This is a genomic window from Streptomyces sp. NBC_00683 (assembly GCF_036226745.1).
GTDB lineage: Bacteria > Actinomycetota > Actinomycetes > Streptomycetales > Streptomycetaceae > Streptomyces.
Map to the genome: position 1 here is coordinate 7,957,814 of NZ_CP109013.1, position 14,732 is coordinate 7,972,545.

13 protein-coding genes, 1 pseudogene and 1 riboswitch are annotated in these 14,732 nt (G+C 69.9%); of the genes and pseudogenes, 7 read left to right on the top strand and 7 right to left on the bottom strand.

Annotated features, from left to right (window positions below; genetic code table 11):
* Positions 1-50: 50 nt before the first annotated feature.
* Complete coding sequence (locus OG257_RS34595) at positions 51-713, top strand: lysophospholipid acyltransferase family protein (RefSeq protein ID WP_329213962.1); 663 nt, start codon at positions 51-53, stop codon at positions 711-713.
* A gap of 2 nt (positions 714-715) precedes the next feature.
* On the opposite strand, the gene OG257_RS34600 is transcribed toward OG257_RS34595, so the two are convergent.
* Entirely contained in the window at positions 716-1,822 is a 1,107-nt protein-coding gene (locus tag OG257_RS34600) for an alpha/beta hydrolase-fold protein (RefSeq protein WP_329213964.1), read from the bottom strand.
* A gap of 203 nt (positions 1,823-2,025) precedes the next feature.
* Here OG257_RS34600 and OG257_RS34605 point away from each other — a divergent pair, with 203 nt between their 5' ends.
* Positions 2,026-2,238 (top strand): MbtH family protein, encoded by a 213-nt coding sequence (locus OG257_RS34605; RefSeq protein ID WP_329213967.1) that lies wholly within the window; start codon positions 2,026-2,028, stop codon positions 2,236-2,238.
* 170 nt (positions 2,239-2,408) lie between these two features.
* Positions 2,409-2,927: a GNAT family N-acetyltransferase gene (locus OG257_RS34610; protein ID WP_329213969.1), complete on the top strand. Its 519-nt coding sequence runs from the start codon at positions 2,409-2,411 to the stop codon at positions 2,925-2,927.
* A gap of 102 nt (positions 2,928-3,029) precedes the next feature.
* On the opposite strand, the gene argB is transcribed toward OG257_RS34610, so the two are convergent.
* The 4 genes from argB to OG257_RS34630 form a co-directional block, all read right to left on the bottom strand.
* Positions 3,030-3,935 (bottom strand): acetylglutamate kinase, encoded by a 906-nt coding sequence (gene argB / locus OG257_RS34615; RefSeq protein ID WP_329213971.1) that lies wholly within the window; start codon positions 3,933-3,935, stop codon positions 3,030-3,032.
* A 32-nt stretch (positions 3,936-3,967) separates the two neighbouring features.
* A complete protein-coding gene (locus OG257_RS34620; protein WP_329213973.1) occupies positions 3,968-4,468 on the bottom strand; it encodes an isochorismatase family protein in 501 nt (166 codons plus the stop codon).
* Between the two features lie 323 nt (positions 4,469-4,791).
* The gene (gene metE, locus OG257_RS34625) at positions 4,792-7,143 is read right to left on the bottom strand and encodes a 5-methyltetrahydropteroyltriglutamate--homocysteine S-methyltransferase (RefSeq protein ID WP_329213974.1); all 2,352 of its coding nucleotides are present in this window, start codon (positions 7,141-7,143) and stop codon (positions 4,792-4,794) included.
* Positions 7,144-7,304: 161 nt separating this feature from the next.
* Positions 7,305-7,521: riboswitch (cobalamin riboswitch) on the bottom strand.
* Between the two features lie 169 nt (positions 7,522-7,690).
* Positions 7,691-8,152: a DUF6194 family protein gene (locus OG257_RS34630; RefSeq protein WP_329213975.1), complete on the bottom strand. Its 462-nt coding sequence runs from the start codon at positions 8,150-8,152 to the stop codon at positions 7,691-7,693.
* A gap of 74 nt (positions 8,153-8,226) precedes the next feature.
* On the opposite strand from OG257_RS34630, the gene OG257_RS34635 reads away from it, so the two are divergent.
* The gene (locus tag OG257_RS34635) at positions 8,227-8,964 is read left to right on the top strand and encodes a MerR family transcriptional regulator (protein ID WP_329213976.1); all 738 of its coding nucleotides are present in this window, start codon (positions 8,227-8,229) and stop codon (positions 8,962-8,964) included.
* Positions 8,965-9,010: 46 nt separating this feature from the next.
* Here the strand turns inward: OG257_RS34635 and OG257_RS34640 are convergent, their stop codons facing one another.
* Entirely contained in the window at positions 9,011-9,379 is a 369-nt protein-coding gene (locus OG257_RS34640; protein ID WP_329213977.1) for a VOC family protein, read from the bottom strand.
* 271 nt (positions 9,380-9,650) lie between these two features.
* A complete protein-coding gene (locus OG257_RS34645; RefSeq protein WP_329213979.1) occupies positions 9,651-10,100 on the bottom strand; it encodes a carboxymuconolactone decarboxylase family protein in 450 nt (149 codons plus the stop codon).
* 83 nt (positions 10,101-10,183) lie between these two features.
* Here OG257_RS34645 and OG257_RS34650 point away from each other — a divergent pair, with 83 nt between their 5' ends.
* From OG257_RS34650 to OG257_RS34660, 3 genes and pseudogenes are all read left to right on the top strand, one after another.
* Positions 10,184-11,062, top strand: a complete 879-nt coding sequence (locus OG257_RS34650; protein WP_329213981.1) for a sigma-70 family RNA polymerase sigma factor — start codon at positions 10,184-10,186, stop codon at positions 11,060-11,062.
* A 69-nt stretch (positions 11,063-11,131) separates the two neighbouring features.
* A pseudogene (locus tag OG257_RS34655) lies at positions 11,132-12,407 on the top strand (APC family permease).
* A gap of 808 nt (positions 12,408-13,215) precedes the next feature.
* The gene (locus OG257_RS34660; RefSeq protein ID WP_329213983.1) at positions 13,216-14,673 is read left to right on the top strand and encodes a class I adenylate-forming enzyme family protein; all 1,458 of its coding nucleotides are present in this window, start codon (positions 13,216-13,218) and stop codon (positions 14,671-14,673) included.
* The last annotated feature ends 59 nt before the right edge of the window (positions 14,674-14,732 follow it).

Genomic DNA, 14,732 nt, shown 5'->3' on the forward strand with positions numbered 1-14,732 from the left:
TCCGGACCACGATGGGGATCACCATCGTCCGAGTCCGGGAGGAACCGCCCATGCTCAGTCGCCTCGCCGGCGTCCTGGTGCCTGCCGTCGGCAGACTGACGGTCACCACCGACAGCGACGCCCGCTTCGCCCCGGGCAGCATCATCGCCGCCAACCACAGCTCCCTGGCCGACCCGGCCGTGGTCCTCGCCGCCCTGCGCCGTCTCGGCGTCGAGCCGGTCGTCCTGGCGACGGCGGGACTCTGGCGCGTACCCCCGCTCGGCCGTGCGCTGGCCCGCGAGGGGCACATCCCCGTCCACCGGCACGACGCACGCGCCGGCGACGCCCTCGACGGCGCCGCCGAAGCCCTTGCCCGGGGACGTCTCGTCCTGATCTACGGCGAGGGCGGCATCCCGAACCGCAAGGATGCGGGAGAAGCGGCCCCGGAAGCCTTCCGCAGCGGGCTGGCCCGGCTCGTCCAACGAACGGGAGCCCCCGTGATCCCCCTGGGACAGGCCGGGTCCCGCCGAATCGTGTCAGGAAGCCGGCTCAAGCAGCTCGCGGGCCTGGGCACCGCGCCGCTGCGCAGGCCGGGTCTCCACGTGCATATCGGGGCGCCGGTCATGCTGGCGGGCGACCTGCCGGACCGCACCGCACATGCCCGCGCGGCGGTGACCGACGCGTGGCGGGAGGCCGCCGAACGTCTCGGCGAACCGGTCGTCCTGGCCGCGTGAGCCTAGGCGAGCGCCCAGGCGACATCTCGGAGCAGGGCGTGCCGCCAGCCCGCCCGGTCGTGCTCCGACGGCGACCGGGAAATCCTTACGGTCGCACCGGCCTGTCCGGCCAGGGTCTCGGCGAGCTCACAGTGGGGCAGCATCCGCGTCTCGTGTTCCCCCACGTCGAACGCGACCCGCAGACCGGACAGGTCGGGGCGCTCCCGCAGGCGTGCCGCGATGGCACCGCCCTCCGGGCCACCGAACGGGTCAGGCCGGTCCAGGGCGTCGGGTGTCCACCAGAACGACGCCGACTGGCAGGCGATGCGGGACACCAGGTCCGGGAACTCCAGTGCCGCGTACATCGCGCTCAGTCCGCCGAGGCTCTGCCCGGCGACCACCAGCCGGTCCAGGTCGGCGGGCACGCCGGACTCCGCCACCAGCGGCAGCAGTTCGTCGCGGACCGCCTCCCACAGTTCGGGCCTGCACGCGAACTCCTCCCTCCTGTCCTTGGCCGGGAGGAACACGAGTGTGACGGGAGGCATCTCGCCACTGGCGACGGCCGCGTCGAACGCGGTCATGGCCGGGTGCAGATACAGCCAGTCGTCCCCGTCGAGCAGCAGGACCACCGGTCCGCCGCCGCCCACCGGGTGGACCCGCACGGTGCGCCGCCCGCCGAGCCGTTCGCTCGCCCAGCGGAGCCGGGTGCGGGGGACGGGCAGGACGTCGTCGGCGCCGACCAGGGGCCAGTGAGGCTGGGCCGGGGCGTCCGGGGTCGCGGCGATGGAACGGTCGCCGCCGGCACCGACCGGGTTGAACGGGTCGGCGTACGCCGCGTCGTCGGCCAGGAACTGGTAGGTCACCCGCAGCCGCGCGGGCATGCGGACCTCGGCGTACCAGCAGTCCGTGTCGCCCCATCGGCTCAGGGGTATCGAGTCCGACCAGCTCTCGAAGCCGATGCTCGCCCCGGTCCCGCGCCAGAGGAACAAGGTCACCCAGCCGCCGTCGTCGGAGGGGACCGACACGGGTGTCCGCGCAGCGGCCCAGAACTCGTCGCTGCCGGGCCTGCCGGGCAGTCCGTACGCGGCGAAGGCGTCCTCGGCAGGGACCCGTTCGATCACCGGGCGCATGAACGTCTCCTTGTGAGAGGGATATTGAGAGGCTAAGCTCGACTCGATTAGGTGAGCCTAACCTAATAGTGACCTCCCCTTCCATTCCCGATCCACCTCCTGCACGGGCTGGTGATCGCGTTGCGGGAGCACCACACGCGGACCTGGTTCACACTCTCGACGCGGCCGCCACAGGCCCGTCGGACCCGAGGAGGCAATGACACATGAGCACCAACCCCTTTGACGACCCCGAAGGCCGCTTCCTGGTCCTGGTGAACGACGAGGGCCAGCACTCGCTCTGGCCGTCCTTCGCCCAGGTGCCCGGAGGGTGGACGATCGCCTTCGAGGAGAACGCCCGTGAGGCGTGCCTGGAGTTCATCGAGACCCGCTGGACGGACCTGCGGCCCAAGTCCCTCGCGGCGTCCATGGATGCCTGACCATTGCAGGCGCGGAGCTGCCCGGTCCGTCCGTCCGCGATGGACGGACAGTCGGGGCGGCCCGGGATTTGAACTGATGACTAAGGTAAGGCTAACCTAATCTCGCTTGTTTCGTCGGAGTTGCACGGCGACGAGCCGTTCTTCGAAACGGAACCGAGGAAGGGAAAGCCTTGATCACGGCTACGCCGCGTCCCGCCCCCCTGTCGCCCGCGCTCCTCGCGCCGAGGCCCTCCGTGCGTTCGGCCCGTGCGGGGGACGCTGCCGCACTCGCCGGACTGTCCCGGCCCTTCATGCGCTCGGGGGCGCTGCGGGAGCGTCCCGCCTCGCTCTACGCCACCCACGCGGCCGACTTCCTCGTGGCGGATGCCGCAGGCCGCCTCGACGGCTGCGTGGGCCTGCGCGTGCACCCGGCCGAGCCGGGGGAGTGCCGCGGATCCGCGGGCGTTCTGTACAACTTCTGTGTGGCCGCGCACAGTCAGGGGCACGGCGTGGGAGCCGCGCTCCTGCGTGCGGTGCTGGCCATGGCGCGCGCCCAGTCGCTCGGTGCCCTGTTCACGGCGACGACCGGCGACGGGGCTCTGTTCCTGCGCTACGGCTTCGCGCCCTCGACCGCGGGCCTGGCGCCCCGGTCCTGGGCGGAGTCCCTGGATCCCCGGCGCAACGCAAGGATCCTCGCCAGGGTCCTGTGACCGTCGGTCCGCCCCGGCTCAGGAACAAGCTGCCGCAGGTGCCCGTCCTCCGCTTCGGCTTTCGCTTCCGCGTCAGCCGGAGCGGTGTGTCGTCCGCCGCGGTCATCCAGCGTGTTCGTCGTGGTCCGGGCTGTCGTCAGGGACCACGGTGGTGCCGGGGCCGTTCTCGCCGAGTACGCCACGCAGCACCGCGTGCGGCACGCGGCCGTCGAGCACATGAGCCGTGCGCACGCCGCCGCGCACGGCCTGCAGGCAGCCCTCCATCTTCGGCAGCATTCCGCTCGCAAGCCCCGGCAGCATCTTGTCGAGTGCGTCGGCTGTCAGACGCTCGATCACCTCGGTGCTGTACGGCCAGTTCGCGTACAGCCCCTCCACGTCGGTGAGGACCACCAGCCGCTCGGCTCCGAGGGCCACGGCCAGGGCCGACGCCGCGAGATCGGCGTTGACGTTGTAGACCTGTCCGTCCTCACCGCGGGCCACGGGGGAGACCACCGGGATGTGCCCCTGGTCGAGCAGCGCGCGCACCATGCCCGGGTTCACGTCCACGACGTCGCCGACGAGACCGATGTCCACCGGCCGGCCGTCCACCCAGGCGGGCCGGCGCACGGCCGTCATCGTGTGCGCGTCCTCGCCCGTCATGCCCACGGCGTACGGCCCGTGGTCGTTGATGTGGCCGACCAGTTCCCGCTGGACGCGGCCGGTCAGCACCATGCGGACCACCTCCATGGTCTCCGGCGTGGTCACCCGCAGGCCCGCCTCGAAGCGGGTCTCCAGGCCCAGGCGGTCGAGCATCGAGCTGATCTGCGGCCCGCCGCCGTGCACGACGACCGGGCGCAGGCCCGCACGCCACAACTCCACGACGTCCTGGGCGAATGTCCGCTGCAGGCTCGCGTCGACCATGGCGTTGCCGCCGAACTTGATGACGACGGCGGTGCCCCGCCGTTCCGGCCGGAGAAGCAGCCCACCGGACTGGTCCGCGTCCGCGCGCTCCGTGACGACCGGTCTCATCGCTGCTCCTGCTTTCTTGAATTCACGAGTGGTCACGCGTTCTTCGGCTCCCGGTGCGGGAGAAGATCACGCAGCAGGCGGTCCGTCGTGCAGACCACGCCGCTGTCCGCCGCCCGGTCGAGGGCCCTGGAATGTTGCTCGGCGGAGAAGTCGGCCACCGCGTCGGCGGCGACGAACGGCTGGATGTCGTTCATGGAGGCGTCCGTGGCCGTCAGCAGGACGCCACGATGTGCGTGCAGCCCGCAGACGATGAGCTGGTCGCGGGCCTGCGAACGCAACAGCCTGCCGAGATGGCTGCGCAGGAAGGCGTTGGGGTGCACGTTGGCCAGCAGATACTCGCCGGCGCGAGGTGTGAGGGGCGCGACGATTGCGGCGGCGTCCGGTGCGTCCCCGACGCCGGTGCCCGACAGTTCGCCGACGAGCCCGCGCCGGCCCGGCAGTTGTCCGGCCGGTTCGGCGGTGAAGACGACCGGTATGCCCAGCGTCCCCGCGAGTTCCCGCAGCGCCGCGATGTTGTCGACGAGCTCCACCACAGGGGAACGCCCTGCCGGGAACACCGACGAAGTGATTCTGCATGTTGTGGACCAGCAGCGCGGCACGTGCGGGATCGATTCGCCACGCGGCACGCGAGCGGGGAAGGGCGGTGTCGGCCGGCATCGGGTAGGAGTCGACGGCGGGCAGGCCCATGGGCGATTCCCCCCTCCCTGATGACGCGTGCACGACTGCGTGCGAACTCCGTGGTTCCTTAGATTAGCCTAACCTAACTTCCGCTGGGTGGGTCCGGGTCATCCGGCCACGAGGGCCGGGAGGCAGGTGCTTCCGCAGCCGGCCTCCGGGCCCTCGACTCACATCAGGACTACGGCAGTTCGGCCCGCACCGTGCGAGCGGCCGAGACCAGGTTCTCCAGCGACGCACGGGTCTCGGGCCAGCCGCGGGTCTTCAGACCGCAGTCGGGGTTGACCCACAGACGCTCCGCCGGGATGGCTTCGAGCCCCTTGCGCAGGAGGGTCGCTGCCTCCTCGGCACTCGGCACCCGAGGGGAGTGGATGTCGTAGATGCCGGGCCCGGCCTCACGCGGGTAGCCGTGAGCCGCCAGCTCGCGGGCGACCTGCATATGGGAGCGGGCAGCCTCCAGGCTGATGACGTCGGCATCGAGATCATCGATGGCCTGGACGATGTCGCCGAACTCCGCGTAGCACATGTGGGTGTGGATCTGGGTGTCCGGTCGTACTCCACCGGTGGTGAGACGGAAGGACTCGGTGGCCCACTCCAGGTAGGCGCGACGGTCGGCGGCGCGCAGGGGAAGGGTCTCGCGCAGGGCGGGTTCGTCCACCTGGATGACCGAAGTGCCCGCCGATTCAAGGTCGTTCACCTCGTCGCGCAGAGCGAGCGCCACCTGGCGCGCGGTGTCGCCGAGCGGCTGGTCGTCACGGACGAAGGACCAGGCGAGCATGGTCACCGGCCCGGTCAGCATGCCTTTGACAGGGCGGTCGGTGAGCGAGTTGGCGTACGAGGTCCAGCGCACCGTCATCGGGTGCGGCCGGGAGATGTCGCCCGCCAGCACCGGCGGACGGACGTACCGGGTTCCGTAGGACTGGACCCAGCCCTGCTGGGTGGCGAGGTAGCCGGTGAGCTGCTCGGCGAAGTACTGCACCATGTCGTTGCGTTCGGGCTCGCCGTGTACGAGGACGTCGATGCCCGCCTTCTCCTGGAAGGAGAGGACGTCGCGGATCTCGCTCTCGATGAGCTTCTCGTAGGCTGCGGTGTCGATGCGGCCGGACCGCAGACCGGCGCGGGCCGTGCGCAGTTCGGTGGTCTGCGGGAAGGATCCGATGGTGGTGGTGGGCAGCAGGGGCAGGCCGAGGTGGGCGCGCTGGGCAGCTGCCCGCTCCTCGTATGGCTGGGAGCGGCGGCCGTCCGTGTCGGTGACGGCCGCGGCCCTGGCCCGTACGGCAGGGTCGCGGGTGATCGGGGAGTTCGCCCGGGAGGCGAGGTCGGCCCGGTTGGCCGCGAGTTCCGCGGCGATGGCGCCGGTGCCCTGGGAGAGGCCCTTGGCCAGGGTGACGATCTCCGTCGTCTTCTGCCGGGCGAAGGCGAGCCAGCGCAGGATCTGCGGGTCGATGTCCCGCTCGGCCGCCGCGTCCACCGGAACGTGCAGGAGGGAGCAGGAGGCGGCCACGTCGACCCGGTCGGCGAGACCGAGGAGCGTACCCAGGGTGGACAGCGACCTCTCGAGATCGTTGATCCAGATGTTGCGCCCGTTGACCACTCCGGCGATCAGCCGCTTGCCGGGGAGTCCGCCCACCGAGGCCAGCGCGTCGAGGTTCGCGGCGGCGGCGTCGGTGAAGTCGAGGGCCAGGCCCTCGACCGGAGCCTTCGCCAGCACGGGGAGGGCGTCGCCGAGCCGGTCGAAGTAGGAGCCGACGATCAGCTTGGGTCGGTCGGTGAGACCGCCGAGTTCACGGTAGGCGCGGGCAGCGGCGTTGAGTTCGGCCGGCGTGCGGTCCTGGACCAGGGCGGGCTCGTCGACCTGCACCCACTCGGCACCGGCGGCGCGGAGGTCGGCGAGCACCTCGGCGTAGACCGGCAGCAGCCGGTCCAGGAGAGTCAGCGGCCGGAAGTCCGGGGCCACCCCGGGGGCGGGCTTGGCCAGCAGGAGGTAGGTGACCGGACCGACCAGCACAGGACGGGCGGCGAGACCCAGCGCGAGGGCCTCCTTGAGCTCGGTGACCTGTTTGGTGGAGTCGGCGGTGAAGACGGTGTCCGGTCCGAGCTCCGGCACGAGGTAGTGGTAGTTGGTGTCGAACCACTTGGTCATCTCGAGCGGCGCGACATCCTGAGTGCCGCGGGCCATCGCGAAGTAGACGTCAATGGGGCATCCCCTGCTCGAGCGAAGCCGAGAGCTTGGGGAAGCGTCGGATCCGACGGCCGCACGGTGCCGCGGGGGGACAGCGCCGACCATGACGCTCGTGTCCAGGACGTGGTCGTAGTACGAGAAGTCGCCGGTCGGCACCTCGTGGACGCCGGCCCCGGCCAGTTGCCGCCACGTGGCGCGGCGCAGGTCCGCCGCGGTCCTGCGGAGGGCGTCAGCGGTGACGCGGCCCTTCCAGTAACCCTCGACGGCCTTCTTCAGCTCCCGGTCCGGGCCCTGGCGGGGGTAGCCGTACACGGTGGCGTGCGCTGCCGCTGCTGCGGACTTCGCTGTCACGGAAATCTCCTTCGCGAGATGACTCCTGAGGATCCCGGGACGGGACACGGACGCGAAGGGAGGACGAACCGGACGGATCCTGTGCACGCCACGGCGCGAGGTTCCGTCTGGTGTGTACGCCGACCCGCCCACGAGGTCACCGGGATATCCGCACGCGATAGGTCACGTACGGGCAATTGGCAGGTCTTCGGACTCGCGGGCGCATCTGCCGGGGCAGATTCCTACTGGCCGTCGCTTCCCGGACTCCAACCGAATCCAGTGCGTATGACGGAGGTCGTTCCCACTCACCGCTGCGGGGCAGTCCCGGATTCCCACCGGGTTCCCTCTTGCGACGCGCCTGCCTGGCGGACAGGGCGAACCAGCTGCACGGGCAAGGTTAGAGGGCGGGCCGCCTCTCGGCCGGCATTGTTCACTTTCCGGAACGTGACGTGAGCCACGGGACCCGCTCGGCGAGCCGTCGCCCTGGGCACCGCACGAGGATCCGGGCCCGGCCCGGGACGGCTGACGGCAGGTTCGCCCGGCCGTCAGCCGTCCGGCCGGGTCCTCGCTACCCGGTGCGTCGCTCGTGGCGTGAACGTGCGAGTCGATAGGCGGTGTGGAGCAGCTCACGGGTTGCCGTGCCGGTCCGTGGGCCCGGGTTCACCACCGCGAGCCAGCCGACGGAGCCGTATACGGGGTGTGCGATCACGGTATCGGTGACGCCGGGGTCGTCGTCGACGGCTGGTTCGCGCGGCGCGTGGCCGGTCCGGGCGACGAAGGATTCCTTCCCCGCCGCGATGTTGACGCGGAACGTGTCCGGGCGGTCCAGGCGCGAACTCTCGTCGCCCGGACAGTTCTTCGTCACGATCGTCGCGAACGGCTGGGCCGCTCCCGGTACGACGCCGTCAGGAGAGTAGTAGAAGAACGTGTCCCCCCAGCTGATCTCCGGTGAGCCGTCGCCGGGGCCCGGACTGACGGCCAGGACCCCGTCGAGGTCTCCCAGGAAGCCGATGATCTCGTCGATGTTCATGTCCTCAAGCGTTTCATTAAAGTGCTTGTGGAGACTTCGAGCCGAAAGGCGGGCGAAAGTTAGGAGCACTGCGGGTGGAAACTCTCAAATCACCGGTGATGCGGACCGTCGATGTGGCCCGACGTGCCGGATGCTCCGTTCAGCAGGTGCGCAATCTCGAGCGCGACGGCGTCCTGCCGCCGACGACGCGCACCACCACGGGTTACCGGATCTACGAAGAGGTCCACCTGCATTCCGCGCTGGCCTACCGGGCCCTCGCCGTCGGCACAGGCCCGGTCGAGGCCAAGCGAATCGTTCGCGCCCTGCACCGGTGCCCGGTCTCGGAGGTACTCGCACTCCTCGACGCCGCACATGCCCGACTCGACCGGGAGCGGGCGCGACTCAGGCTCGCCAGGGAGGCCGCGGAAGCGATCTCTGCCGAGCCCATCGAAGACGCACGCCCTTCGGACTCCATGAGTGTCTCCGAACTCGCCGCCGCGCTCGGGGTGCGCCCGTCGGCATTGCGGCACTGGGACGCCAAGGGGCTCGTCGTCCCGGACCGGGTTCCCCCGCGAGGAACCCGACGGTACTCGCCGGCCCAGGCCCGGGACGCCCGGATCGTCCACCAGCTCCGCAGCGCCGGATACCGCATCGAGCCGCTCCGGTCCCTGATGCCGGGCCTGAGGCACGGGAACCGGTCGGAAGACGTCCGAGCCGCGCTGGCCGCCCGGGACGCGAGCATCACGCTTCGCTCCCGTGCCCTCCTCGACGCTGCCGCCGCACTCGGCGCCGTCCTCGCTGCCGCACCCCGGACATCCGGTCCCGCCCTCTGAACCACGGGGCGGCGCACGGCAGGGACGGCAGTTCGTTCTTCCGGCGTCAGGCTCTGGTCAGGCAGAAGGGATGCCCGGCCGGGTCGGTGAAGACCCGCCACCTGTCCCCGCCCGGTTGGTGCTCCGGCTTGGCCGCGCCCAACTCCAGCAGCAGGGCCTCCGCCTCGTCGAGGTCCTCGACCTTGAAGTCGAGGTGGCTCTGTTGCGGCACGGCTTGCCCTGGCCAGCGCGGAGCCCGGTAGCCATCGACCCGCTGGAAGCCGATGACGAGTCCGTCCGGGCCGGTGACGCCTGCGAAGTCGGGGCCGGATTTGGGGTGGAGCTCGAATCCGGTGGCCTCCCGGTAGAACGCGGCCATCGTCTCGGGATCGGCGCAGTCGAGTGTGATCGCCGTCAGCTTCATCTGCGGGGGCATGGCAACTCCGTGACAGCCGGGACGGCAATGGACTCGAACTCGTCGGGTGTCACACGGTATTGATCAGGTCCACACTGCGCGAACCGATTTATGTCCCCCGTAGGGCGCCGGCCGGGTCCCGTATTGCGGTCCCGGCCAGGCATCCTCAAGGCCACAGGTGCCGACGGGCGATCACCTCGACCGCGCGTCCGGCGGGATCCATCGGATCGCCCGTCTCCGCGTGGCGCAGCTCAGGTCCGGGTCATGGCGGAAGACGTACGGAGCGCCCCGCTCACCAGGTCTTGCCGGCCTGTTCCCGAGTCGTGCGGTTGATCCGGTTGAAGAAGTTGGTCATCGCGATGCTCAGGACGATCGCCGACAGCTGCTTCTCGTCGAAGTGGGCGGCAGCGGCATCCCAGATCTCGTCGGTCACGCCCGGTGCGCCGTCCTGGATCCGGGTGGCGGCCTCGGCCAGCGCGAGCGCCGCCCGCTCCCCCTCCGTGAAGAAGGGCGTCTCCCGCCACGTGACCACGTTGTGCAGTCGCTTCTCCGTCTCACCCTGCTTCTTCGCCGACTCGACCCCGGCGTACACGCACGGGCTGCAGCCGTTGATCTGACTGGCCCGCAGATGGACCAGCTCCAGCACGAGCGGGTCGACGCCGCCGGTGTGAACCGCCTTGCTGAGATGCTGGATCGCTGTGATCACATCGGGATTCGCGGGGCTCTTGATGCGTGCTTCCATCGGGTCTGCTCCTTCATCGGTTACCTGAGCCCGTCCGGGCCCGTCATCACCCATGACGGAGCAGACCCGAGGAAGGTAACCACATGTCCGAGACCAGCCCCACGGACCCGCTGGCCGAGGCGTTCGAGGCCCAGCGCGACCGGCTCCGCGCGGTCGCCCACCGGATGCTCGGATCGCACGCCGATGCCGAGGACGTGGTCCAGGACGCCTGGCTCCGGCTCTCCCGCCAGGACACGGCGGGCATCCACAACCTCGCCGGCTGGCTGACCACGGTCGTCGGCCGGATCAGCCTCGACGTCCTGCGCTCGCGACAGACCCGCCCTGAGGCGTCCTACGACGACCGGCTGCCCGAGCTGGTCGTCGCGGTCGACGACGGCGCTGCGCCGGAGGACGACGTGGCGCTCGCCGACTCGGTAGGGCTGGCGCTCCTCGTCGTCCTCGACTCGCTCCGGCCGAGCGAGCGGCTCGCGTTCGTCCTGCACGACCTGTTCGCGGTGCCTTTCGACGAGATCGGCCAGATCCTCGGCAGGTCCACCGACGCCGCCAAGATGCTCGCCAGCCGCGCCCGCAGGAAGGTACAGACGACGGAGAGGCCGAAGGCCGTCGGCCGGGAGCAGCGGGAGGTGGTCCAGGCCTTCCTGGCGGCGGCTCGCCGCGGCGACTTCGAGGGGCTGCTGCGCGTGCTCGACCCCGAGGTGAGGCTGACCGCCGACACTCCTGACGGTGCGGTCGTCGTTCTCGGCGCCACCCAGGTCGCCGCCGGGGCGCGACTGTCCGCAGGAGCAGCGGGCCGGGGCCGTGAGGTGCTCGTCAGCGGGCTTCCCGGGATCGTGTCCTGGCGCGAGGACGGCACACCCCTCTCGGTCATGGCGTTCACTGTCGTCGGCGGCCGGATCACCGCGATCGCGGTCGTGACCGATCCGGCCAGGCTTGCGTCGATGGACCTGCCGGATCAGGGGTGAGTTCCCTGCCGGTAGCGTGAACCGGTATCGGACTCCTCAGCGGGTGTCGCGCACCGAAGGAGCGAGCTCATGTCCATGCCCCCGGCGCCTGCGGGTCCTCCGGACGAGCTGCGGAGGCGCCTCGGGGTGTCCGATGCCGTGGTGATCGGTCTGGGGTCGATGATCGGCGCGGGCATTTTCGCCGCACCGGCGCCCGCGGCCCGGGCAGCAGGGTCGGGGCTGTTGGTTCGGGCTGGCTCTGGCTGCCGTCGTGGCGTACTGCAACGCGACCTCCTCGGCACGGCTGGCCGCCCTCTACCCGGCGTCCGGTGGCACGTACGTCTACGGTCGCGAGCGGCTGGGCGAGTTCTGGGGCTTCCTGGCCGGGTGGTCGTTCGTGGTGGGCAAGACCGCCTCGTGCGCGGCGATGGCGCTGACCGTCGGCTCGTACGTCTGGCCGGGGCAGGCACACGCCGTGGCGGTCGCCGCGGTGGTGGCGCTGACCGCGGTGAACTACACCGGGGTGCAGAAGTCCGCGCTGCTGACCCGCGTCGTCGTGGCCGTCGTCCTGGCGGTGCTCGCCGCGCCGGCGGTTACTTCTCTGGCCTCCGGTGCCGCGGACGCCGGCCGGCTGGACGTCGGCTCGGACGCCACCTTCGGCGGGGTGCTGCAGGCGGCGGGCCTGCTGTTCTTCGCGTTCGCCGGCTACGCCCGCATCGCGACCCTGGGCGAGGAAGTCCGTGACCCTGCCCGCACCATTCCCAGGGCCATCCCGATAGCGCTGGGAATCGCGCTCGCCGTCTACGCGGTCGTGGCGGTCTCGGTCCTGTCGGTGCTGGGCTCGCAGCAACTGGGCTCGTCCGTGGCGCCGTTGTCGGACGCCGCGCGGGCCGCGGGGGCCGAGTGGCTGGTGCCGGTGGTGCGCATCGGCGCCCCGGTGGCCGCGCTCGGCTCGTTGCTCGCGCTGATCCTCGGCGTCTCCCGCACCACGTTGGCCATGGCCCGCGACCGGCACCTTCCGCACGTCCTGGCTGCCGTCCACCCGAGGTTTCAGGTCCCGCACCGGGCCGAGCTGGTCGTCGGTGCCGTGGTCGCCGTGGTGGCGGCGACGGCCGACCTGCGCGGCGCGATCGGCTTCTCCTCGTTCGGCGTGCTGGCCTACTACGCCATCGCCAACGCCTCTGCCTGGACCCTGACTCCGGCCGAAGGGCGCCCCGCCCGGATCATCCCGCTCGTCGGTCTGACCGGCTGCCTCCTCCTGGCCTTCTCCCTGCCGCTTGCCTCGGCCGTCACGGGCACGGCGGTGATCGCCGCCGGCGCGGCCGCGTACGGGGTGCGCCGAGGCCGGGCGATCCGCCGGGCGTAGCCGCGGGGCCGTGGCGCCGGCCCGCTGGAACTCCCGTACGGCTGAACCTCCTTGACGCCGGCGTGGCGGTTGATCTGCTTGCGGGCGTTCGCGGGTGTCGACAGGGCGGGTGTCAATCCAGCAGTGACCGTCGCCGGGGTGAAGGACGGCAGGTGACAGCAGCTCCCGGCGGGCTGGAAAGCGCCCGTCGCTTTCCAGGCACTCCGCGGCTGATTTCCGCCGCGAGGGTGTGTCACGCGCGAGGTGAACAAAGCGCGGGGGAGCCGTCATCGTCGAAGGCCTTTGCCTCCGCCGAGGCAATCGGCACAGGCGGCTCCTGTTGCAGCTGAGCCCGGTGAGAATTTGTCCCACCCGCCTGACCAGGCAACATTACGCAGCGTCAGAATTCAGAACCATTGCTGCTGAATGCACCTCCGGGCGCTGACACGGCGGTGCCGGAACAGGTAACGTCGGTCGCCAGCGAGTGGACGTGGCCGGTCTCGAACGGTGGGGAGATGGTTATGCGAGCGGGTTCATCGTCACGCTCGGAATGTCGATGTTCCTGACTCAAATGTGCGGTCTGTCGGCGGAATGATCCGGGTTCCGTCATCTGCCGTCCTCCTCGCAGCGGAACCGTAGTCCCTTCATGTTCGAAAGATCACCGACGAGTGTCTCGTGGCGAGTTGCCTCTCGGTGAGGCAGGTGTTCCTTCTGGGATTCCGAAGCCCCCTTTTATTGCTTCTGATTCGCATCAATTCTGATCGGGTGTGCTCGTGATCAGGCGTGCTCGAGATCACGATTCTGTGCGCAGTCGTTACTGGTTCCTGCGTTGAAAAGTGCGTGCGCTACCAAGTACGAGCAAATCGAGGAGCCTGATATGGCGAACATCGTAGATGCAGTACTCGAACACGAAGCGGATGACCGCCCCGCCATCGTCGGTGAGACGCGCACGACCTCGTACCGGGACCTGGTCGACCTCGCGCGGCGCCTCACGGGAGGGCTGCGGCAGCGATTCCGAAACGATGAGGACGTCTGTCTGGTCGTTTCCCACCCGGGCCTCGAGGAGTCGCTGGCTCTCACGTTGGCGGGTTGGTCACTGGGGCACCGGGTTGCGGTTCTTCCGCCCTATCTCAAGTCACGGGAGCTGGAGTACGCCCTGGAGCAGTGCAGTCCGGTGGTTACCGTGTCGGATCAGACACCGGATTCGGCGGGCTCGGTCGCGTTCCGTACCCTGCTCGATGCCCCGGCGAGCGACCTGGGCTCATCGGCCTCGGAGGCCTGGCTGGAGACGTTCACGAGCGGGACGACCGGGCATTCCAAGTGCGTCGACCGCAGGGTCAGCCGCCTCAGCGACGACATCGAGCAACTGGCCTCAGCCATGGGGCTGAGCGCCGACGACAAAGTCACGGCCATGACCACCGCGTTGTCCACCACGTCGGTGCTTCCGGCGCTCCTGGCCGGTTCGACCGTGGTCACCATTCCTTTGCAGACCGCCCGTCAGTTCTGGAAGGCGATCAGCGACACGTCGATCACAGTGATCTCCGGAACTCCGTACGCGTACGAGTTCGCCGGCCGGAAGAAGCCCGAGCCGGGGCAGCTGAAGAACGTCCGGATGGCGCTGACCACGTCTGCCCGTCTCCGCCCGGACACAGCGCGCCGATTCATGGAGGACACGGGGGTGAGCATCCGGAACATCATGTGCAGCAGCGAGTCCGGACACATCGCCTACAACAGCTCCACGGACGAAGAGCTGCTTGCCGCTTCTGTGGGCAAGACACTTCCTGGAGTGACCGTCGAAGTACGTGACGACGCCGGAAAGGTGCTGCCCGTGGGGCAGTCGGGCCGAATCTGCATCAAGAGTCCCTACACCGCAACGGGATACCGGAACGATCCGGATTCATCCGCGGCAGTATTCCAGGGGGACTGGGTGGTCAGCACAGACGTCGGCTATCTGGACGCGCAGGGCTTCCTCTATCTGACCGGCCGCGACGACCACAAAATCCATTTCGGGGCCGCGAAACTTGATCCGCAGGAACTCGAGGACATCCTGCTGAGCCATCCTGCGGTCGACGACGTGCTCGTCGTGGGAGAGGCGCACGTCCGGCTCGGACAGATCCCGGTCGCGCAGGTGGTCACCTCCCGGGAAACGGAGGCTGCGGAGCTGCTGGCCTATTGCCGTGAGCAGATCAGCGCCACCAAGGTCCCGCAGCGCATCGAATTCGTCGACAAGATCACAAAAGACTTCAAGGGGCAGCCGGTCCGGCCCAAGTACGTCCGGTTCGACTGACCGAAGCACTCGCGCGAGCGCCGGGGCCGACGCGCCGGCGAGCGGAAGAAATTCCACCT

Coding starts and splice junctions, on each gene's coding strand:
- OG257_RS34600 (WP_329213964.1), bottom strand. CDS start 1,822: ATGCGCCCGGTGATCGAACGGGTCCCTGCCGAGGACGCCTTCGCCGCG.
- argB (WP_329213971.1), bottom strand. CDS start 3,935: ATGAGACCGGTCGTCACGGAGCGCGCGGACGCGGACCAGTCCGGTGGG.
- OG257_RS34630 (WP_329213975.1), bottom strand. CDS start 8,152: ATGAACATCGACGAGATCATCGGCTTCCTGGGAGACCTCGACGGGGTC.
- OG257_RS34645 (WP_329213979.1), bottom strand. CDS start 10,100: ATGGAAGCACGCATCAAGAGCCCCGCGAATCCCGATGTGATCACAGCG.
- OG257_RS34650 (WP_329213981.1), top strand. CDS start 10,184: ATGTCCGAGACCAGCCCCACGGACCCGCTGGCCGAGGCGTTCGAGGCC.
- OG257_RS34595 (WP_329213962.1), top strand. CDS start 51: ATGCTCAGTCGCCTCGCCGGCGTCCTGGTGCCTGCCGTCGGCAGACTG.
- OG257_RS34640 (WP_329213977.1), bottom strand. CDS start 9,379: ATGCCCCCGCAGATGAAGCTGACGGCGATCACACTCGACTGCGCCGAT.
- OG257_RS34605 (WP_329213967.1), top strand. CDS start 2,026: ATGAGCACCAACCCCTTTGACGACCCCGAAGGCCGCTTCCTGGTCCTG.